The organism is Bradyrhizobium sp. (genome assembly GCF_027307225.1).
Classification (GTDB): domain Bacteria; phylum Pseudomonadota; class Alphaproteobacteria; order Rhizobiales; family Xanthobacteraceae; genus Bradyrhizobium.
Genome location: NZ_DAHUXJ010000095.1, coordinates 1 through 6,949 on the forward strand (window position 1 = coordinate 1; position 6,949 = coordinate 6,949).

8 protein-coding genes are annotated in these 6,949 nt (G+C 61.0%); 3 read left to right on the top strand and 5 right to left on the bottom strand.

All coding sequences use genetic code 11. The features are described from left to right. Window positions 1–444 precede the first annotated feature (444 nt). Window positions 445–639, top strand: a complete 195-nt coding sequence (locus tag M6D32_RS16595; RefSeq protein ID WP_298258091.1) for a hypothetical protein — start codon at window positions 445–447, stop codon at window positions 637–639. A 65-nt stretch (window positions 640–704) separates the two neighbouring features. Here M6D32_RS16595 and M6D32_RS16600 read toward each other — a convergent pair whose 3' ends face one another. Beyond that, a complete protein-coding gene (locus M6D32_RS16600) occupies window positions 705–920 on the bottom strand; it encodes a hypothetical protein (RefSeq protein WP_298258092.1) in 216 nt (71 codons plus the stop codon). A 193-nt stretch (window positions 921–1,113) separates the two neighbouring features. After that, window positions 1,114–4,239 (bottom strand): CheR family methyltransferase, encoded by a 3,126-nt coding sequence (locus M6D32_RS16605; protein ID WP_298258093.1) that lies wholly within the window; start codon window positions 4,237–4,239, stop codon window positions 1,114–1,116. 244 nt (window positions 4,240–4,483) lie between these two features. Between M6D32_RS16605 and M6D32_RS16610 the strand changes: the two genes are divergently transcribed. Continuing rightward, window positions 4,484–4,639, top strand: a complete 156-nt coding sequence (locus M6D32_RS16610) for a hypothetical protein (protein WP_298258094.1) — start codon at window positions 4,484–4,486, stop codon at window positions 4,637–4,639. Here M6D32_RS16610 and M6D32_RS16615 read toward each other — a convergent pair. Both M6D32_RS16615 and M6D32_RS16620 read right to left on the bottom strand, forming a co-directional pair. Then, entirely contained in the window at window positions 4,608–4,898 is a 291-nt protein-coding gene (locus M6D32_RS16615) for a hypothetical protein (RefSeq protein ID WP_298258095.1), read from the bottom strand. The two genes, M6D32_RS16610 and M6D32_RS16615, sit on opposite strands and share 32 nt — an antisense overlap. Window positions 4,899–4,906: 8 nt before the next feature. After that, window positions 4,907–5,914, bottom strand: coding sequence for a chemotaxis protein CheB (locus M6D32_RS16620; RefSeq protein WP_298258097.1), 1,008 nt, complete (start codon window positions 5,912–5,914; stop codon window positions 4,907–4,909). Between the two features lie 92 nt (window positions 5,915–6,006). On the opposite strand from M6D32_RS16620, the gene M6D32_RS16625 reads away from it, so the two are divergent. Next, window positions 6,007–6,396, top strand: a complete 390-nt coding sequence (locus M6D32_RS16625; RefSeq protein ID WP_298258099.1) for a response regulator — start codon at window positions 6,007–6,009, stop codon at window positions 6,394–6,396. Here M6D32_RS16625 and M6D32_RS16630 read toward each other — a convergent pair. Further along, window positions 6,383–6,700 carry a hypothetical protein gene (locus tag M6D32_RS16630; RefSeq protein WP_298258101.1) on the bottom strand — a complete coding sequence of 106 codons (318 nt, stop codon included), beginning with the start codon at window positions 6,698–6,700 and terminating at the stop codon, window positions 6,383–6,385. The genes M6D32_RS16625 and M6D32_RS16630 overlap by 14 nt on opposite strands. Window positions 6,701–6,949 lie beyond the last annotated feature (249 nt).

Sequence of the window (6,949 nt, forward strand, 5' to 3'; positions counted from 1 at the left end):
ATCCAGCAAATCCGAAAACCGCATCCGTCGTACACCCTCGTGAATGGATGCCGTGCCCATCGTGCCCCCTTTGTTCCAGGGCACTAAAAACACGACACTTCACGAGCTACAAACAGGCGACAGATCACGCGCTACTGACACTTCGGAATCGGAGCTCTAGTGATCCGATTCCGAAGTTCGTAGCATCTTGCGGAGCAACGTTTCGAACTCGTAATCGAAAGGATACAAAAAGGCTTATTGACCCCGGAAGTTACTTCGGCAACTCCGAGTTGCGGCATAAAGCTCTGGCCGCGTTTTGCGCCTTTCTCGCTTGTTACAACAGATGCACGTGCCAAATCCGGGCCGCAAGGCGGCTACAAAATTGCCTTAAGCCAGTCATCGTTTCGGTCGGGGCACGAGGCAACCATTCGCAGCCTGTCGAGTAAGCCGAGTGGAGTAGCGTCGGTGCAGAGTGATCTTCAGACCAAATTAGAGAAGTATGAGCGCAAGGCCGCGCAGTACGGAATGGCCGCGCAACAAGCGACCAGCGGACCGGACCGCGCATTCTACCAGGGACTGGCTTCCTACTGCGACGATCTGGCGGCGAAATTCCGGCAGGTCATCGCCAAGCGGACCGAAACATCCCAGGCGGCCGAATGAGCTTGCGATAAGGGATGGTCGTCACGGCGCGACATCGTCGCCAGGACGTCGCGACGGGTTTGCGTTCACGCCCACCTTTTTCCGAACACGGGCGCTTTCGGCTGATCGATTTTCCAGTCGAAGAAATCGTAGTTGCCCGACCAGTCGTGGACTTTGACCTCGCAGACCTGACAGTTGAACGTGCCGGAGCGCTTCGCGGGATGCTGCTCTTTGGTAGCAGCGTAACCCAGCCCGCAATTGGGACAGTCGAAGAATTCGGTGGTCCAGATACTGCCTGCCATGGCCGCGATGATGCTATGCCTGATGCAGATCTTCCAGCCTGCTCATCCGACATAGTCAACGACCTGCTACCCCAATACTCGACGCCGGCAAGCTCCCCGATAGCGCTTTCTTAACTCGCGGCCGGCCGGGGGCAGAACGCACCGAGCCGCCGAAACGGCCGGTTCCCAGATCAAATACCGCCACTGGACAACATCACGCTCCAACGGCAGGCGTGTGAACGACGCGGCGGTTGAGCGGGATCGCGATCGTGCAACGAAGACCGGACGGATCGTAGTTCAGCGTTGCCTTGCCCTTCAGCTCGAAGGCCAGGGTCTTTTCGAGCAATTCGGTGCCGAATCCCTTGCGCTGGGGCGGCTCGACGCGAGGCCCTCCCCGCTCCTGCCAGTCGAAGATCAATTCAGTCTGATCGGCGTCACCGTAAAGACGCCACGACACATCGACCTTGCCCGTCGGCCGGCTCAACGCGCCGTATTTGATCGCATTGGTGGCAAGTTCATGAATCGCAAGCGCGAAGGTCTCGGCCGCCTTCGGCTGGAAACGCACGGGCGGACCGGAGACGCGCAGTTGCTCGCCTTCGCGCGCATTATAGCCGAGCATCTCCTCGACCACGAGATATTCGAGATCGACGCCCCCCTCGGGATCGCGCGTAACCATGGACTGCGTCCGCGCGAACGCATTGAGCCGGCCGTCGAGGTGGGCCGCATAATCCTCGACGCTGGTCGACGTTTCGGACGATCGCCGGGCGATCGAGCGCACCACGCCAAGGGTGTTGCGCACCCGATGTTGCAACTCGGCAAGCAGGAGGCGCTGGCGTTCTTCGGCCCGCGTAATGGCGGTCACGTCGATAAACGTGATCACGACGCCGGCGATGAAATTGTCGATGCTGCGATAGGGCAGGATGCGGACGATATAGCGCGTGCCGCTGTCGGGCGCCGTGAGCTCCAGCTCCGCGCTGGCGAGCGTCCGCAGCACGCGGCGAACATCGCCGTAGAGATCCTCGATCGGAATACGGGCCTTGATGTGCGCGACGGGACGGCCGACATCGGTCTCGACCAGGTGCAGCACCTGGGTGACCGCCGGGGTAAAATTCATCACGCGCAGGTCGTTGTCGAGGAATACGGTTGCGATCTGCGTGCTCTCCAGGAAATTTTTCAGGTCGCTGGTGGCGCGCGTCAGCTCCTGAACGCGATGCGCCAGCTCGCCGTTGACAGTGGTCAGCTCTTCGTTGACCGATTGCAGCTCCTCGCGCGAGGTTTCCAACTCCTCATTGGCCGATTGCAGCTCTTCATTGAGGGACTGATACTCTTCATTGGAAGATTTCAGTTCCTCATTGGTGCTTTCGAGTTCCTCGATCGTTGCCTGCAACCGCTCCCGCGTGGCGCGCAATTCACTTTCGAGCCGCTCGACATGCTCGGTCCGAACCAGCACATTCGGATTGCTCTCCTGGGTATCGATCAGGCTGACCGGCCCCTCCTTGAACAGCACCACGAAATTGCGGTGACCGGCCGGGCCGTCGAGCACCGGCTCGACCGTGATATCGACGAGGACGCGGTGGCCGTTGAGGCCGAGCTGAATCTGCTCGGCATGGGCCGCCTGGTTGGTCTCGACCGCGCGGCTGAGAGCGGTGCGCAACTCGAGCCGGAGATCGCGGTGAACGAGACCGAGCAGATCGAGCGTGGCCGTTCCGGCCGTGGGCTCGATGTAGCGGCCGGTGCGGCCGGAGAAATGCAGGATCTGGAAATTCTCGTCGGTGATCACATAGGCCGGCGCGTACCGCTCGGCGATGCGCTGGGCACGGCGCTCCAGGCCAACATCGGGCCCGAAGCTGCGCACCGGCGGCACTTCGACCACGGCGCGCCCACCGGCGGCCGTGATCGGAAACTGCGGCGGCAGCCGCGTGCCGGTCTCGAGCTTCTTGAAAATCCGCGCGCGGCGGTCGACCGGCGCAAACAGTTTCGGATGCCGCGTCACGTTTTCGGAATTGCCGAGGAACAGGAAACGGCCTGGCAGAAGCGCAAAATGAAACAGCGGGATGACGCGATTTTGCAGCTCCGCGTTGAGATAAATCAGAAGATTGCGGCAGGAGACCAGGTCGAGCTTCGAGAAGGGTGCGTCCTTGATGACATTGTGCTGGGAGAAGATGCACATCTCGCGCAGCTCCTTGACCACACAATAGGTGTCGCCTTCACGAACGAACCACCGAGCCAGCCGCTCGGGCGACATGTCGTCCTCGATATGGGTCCGGTAACGGCCGACCCGCGCGGCCGCGAGCGCCCGGCCGTCGATATCGGTGGCGAAGATCTGCACCTGCGGCGCCGCGTCGAGGGTCGCGATATGCTCGCGGAGCAGGATGCCGATCGAGTACGCTTCTTCGCCGGTCGCGCAGCCAAGCACCCAGACGCGAACCTGCTGGCCCGCGCCCTTGTCCTCGAAGATCTTCGGGATCACCTGGTTCTCGAACACCTCGAACTCCCGCTTGTCGCGGAAGAACTCGGTCACGCCGATCAGGAGATCATTGAAGAGATTTAGTGCTTCGTCCTTGTCGTTGCGCAGGAAGTCGACATAGGCGGTGATCTCGTCGATCTGAACGACCTGCATGCGCCGCTGCACGCGCCGCAGGAAGGTGTTCTGCTTGTAGCCATGGAAATCGTTGCCGGTCTTGTTGCGCAGGATGTCGGCGATGCGCGCCAGGGACGTGGCGGCGGCGGCAAGCACCTCGTCAAAACCGTGCTTCTCCTCCAGCCGCCGCAGATGACGGGCATAAACCTGGATGTGCTCGGGAATATCTTCGGGCGCCAGGACAAAATCGGCGATCGCCGCCGGCCTGCTGCTGTCGGCCAGGTGATCGGAGTCGTCGTCGGCGGTTCTCTCGGAAAGCGCCAACCCACCATGATCCTTCAACGTGGCGACCCCAAGCGTTCCATCGCCGCCGGTGCCGGCCAGCACCACGCCGATCGACTGCTCAGCGCGCTCTTCCGCCAATGACACCAGAAAACTGTCGATCGTCGCGCGCTCGCCCGGCGCTTGCTGCGCCGGCCTGACCGCAAACCTGTCGTTCTGGATCGTGGTGATCGCATCCGCCGCGCACAGATAGATCGTGCCGCCTTCGATCTTCTCGCCGTCGCGCGGCTGAGCAAGCTTGGTCCCGTCGAGACGCGCGAGAATGCCGCGCAGCCACGCTTCGTCGAAAGCTTCCCGGTGCTGCAAAACGAGAACGATCGCCTGCTCGGGGTCGAGCGAAAATTTCGAGAAAAATCGCTCAATGCTGTTCATGGTGCTGGCGGAAGCGCCAACCCCGATCACCAGCGGCGCTTTCATCTGGCGCGTAGCATCTCCTAACGGAGACTGGCTGGGTTCATCCATGCCCGACGGCTTTCTGCATAATCCGGCGATTTACCCGGACTCCGTGAATAGCAGATTGCGAGCTTATTCAACAGAATATCGGTGAAAATCGAGCAACCCGGACACCTTGGGTAGCTGCTGCGTGAATTGTAAAGCCGGCGCGAAGGGATCATAGTGGATCATGGTCCAAAAGCCCGTCGCTGAGCTGTCCGAGGAACTGTTGGCCCTGTTCAGCCGTGCAGAGCACGCAAGCACCGATGCCCGCCGCCTTCTCGACGAGAACGACCGCTGGCGCCAAAGCATCCTGCAGCAATTGGACTATATGTTCGAACTCGGCGCCGATTTCAGGAAGATGCGCCGCACGCCGCCTCCCTAGCCGTTGCTTGCCCCTCGAGGTAGTTCACCCGCTCCTCGATCAGCACGCGATGCCGCTCCCACTCGATGAGGGTTTGCTGCAAAAGCTGAAACAGCCGTTCGGCTTGCTCGGAATGATGACCGCCGGCCTGGAGATCCGAAAGCAGTTGCTCCTGGTTGCGCAGCCGCCTCCGTCCTTCCTCGATGTCCCGCGCGGCTCTGACGAGGAGCGTCTTCTCGACCTTGAGCTGCTCAGCTGGATCGGTAGGAAAGGCTGCCATGCTGCCGCCTAACTCTCCGGTTTCGGAGTTTTGGGGTCGAGCGAATTTAGCACGACGCGCCGGATCATGTCGGCATATTCGCGGTATTCGATCGCGCGGGCATCATACATCTCCGCGACCGCGGCGCGACCGCTGTGCCGGCCATCCGTCGCCATCCGCTGCACCAGTTCGGCCCGTTCCTCGATGATCCGCAGCGCCACCCGCATCGCCTCGTCGACCTTCCCCTCCTGCTGCTTGGCCAGCGCATCGGCGGTATAGGCGTGGCCGACCTGGCAGCGAAAGCGCAGCGGATGCTCCATCTTGAGTTCCGAAAGCACCCCGCCGCAACTCGGACAGGTAAGCGGCGCCGGATCGGCGATCTTCGCCAGACTGTCGCTGCCGATGCGCTCGCCGGCGGCAATCTCCACTTCCAGCCGGACTTCCGGCGGTACCGGAAGACCGGTTCCGGGCTCCTCGCGCACGAGATCGGATAAAATGTCGCCGATCCTGACGCCGGGAACGCAGAGATCGACTGTGGTCGCTTCCAGCGCCCGCAACGGCATCTCGTCGGCGATCGCATCCGTCGGATCCTGAACCAGGGCCACGCCGCCGCATCGCTTGATCGCGGTCAGACCAGCGGCACCATCGGACAGCAGTCCCGACAGGACCACGCCGATCACGCGCGGGCCATATTGCAGCGCCGCCGATCGGAAAAGCGCATCGATCGCCGGTCGCGCCATGTTCTCACGGGGGCCACAGCCCAGCATCATGTGGCTTTCGAACAGCAGCAGATGATGATCGGGCGCGGCCAGATAGATGTGGCCATTCTTGATGACCATGCCGCTTTTGGCCTGAACCACCGGCAGCCGGCCGGCAGCGCTCGCAACCGTCGACAGAATGCCGATGCCGTGAGAGGGAATGTGCAGGACCACGAACACCGCCGCCGGCAGGTCGGCTGGCAGCTGCCCGAGAATCTCTTTCAGGGGTGCCGTCGCCCCTGCCGAGCCGCCGATCACGATGATGTCGCGATTGCCCATGGAACCAGCCTTAAAGCGGTTGCCGTTTGCAACAAGGCAGTCCTACGGCATATGTTCCTAATGTAAATTGGCCGCTGAGCTTGGGAAACGAGATGATTGCACATCCCGAAAGTCCCGGTCCGCTTGCGGGCCGCCGCGTCCTTGTGATCGAGGACGAATATTTTCTCGCCGACGATATCGTCCGCGCGTTGACGGCGCTCGGCGCTCGCATTGTCGGCCCCTATGGTAATCTTGATGAAGCAACCGACGTCGTCGACCGCGACGTCGCAATCGATGCCGCGATCCTGGATATCAATTTGAAGGACCAGATGGTTTTCCCGCTGGCGCGGGTGTTGCGCTCCCGCTACGTGCCGCTCGTCTTCACCTCGGGCTACGATAGAACCTCGATCGCGCCCGAATTCCAGGACGTGCGGTTGTGGGGCAAGCCGCTCGACATCAAGGCTTTGGCCAGCGAACTGACGGGCATGATCAAGGTGCGCTGACGTCGAAGCTGTCCGCGGGGTCCGACAACACCTGATCGAGGCTGGCCTTGAGAGCGGCAAACTCCCTTTTGGCGCGTTGCGATTGAACGACGGTCCGGCCGAGCTGACTTGCCAGGATAGAAGCCTGGACGCGTAGCGAGCGCCCTTCTCTTTGTAGATATTGCGATTCCAGGATGGCCTGGTTGGCTTTTGCGATCAGCTCTTGCATCGACCCATCATGCAGGCGATTCGCGGTTTGCGCGTTATCGCAGGTTAGTCCGGCGACATGAAACAGTTGGCGCTGACGTCGCATCGCCTGATGCATGGACACATCAAGTGAGATCGATCTCGCTGCGCGTTCGGTGAACTTGCCGAATGAAATTCATCGGCGCGCCGCCGGAGATACAAGTGCGGTGAATTTGAAGTTCCTATCAATTTCGCGGAAACCTCGTCATAGGAACTTCAAATTCTAAACCGCACTAGAATCATATAATTGGCTAGTGCTCCTTTGATTCCGAAGTTCGTAAACGTGGAGCCGCAATATGATACGAACTTCGGAATCGGAGCACTAGCG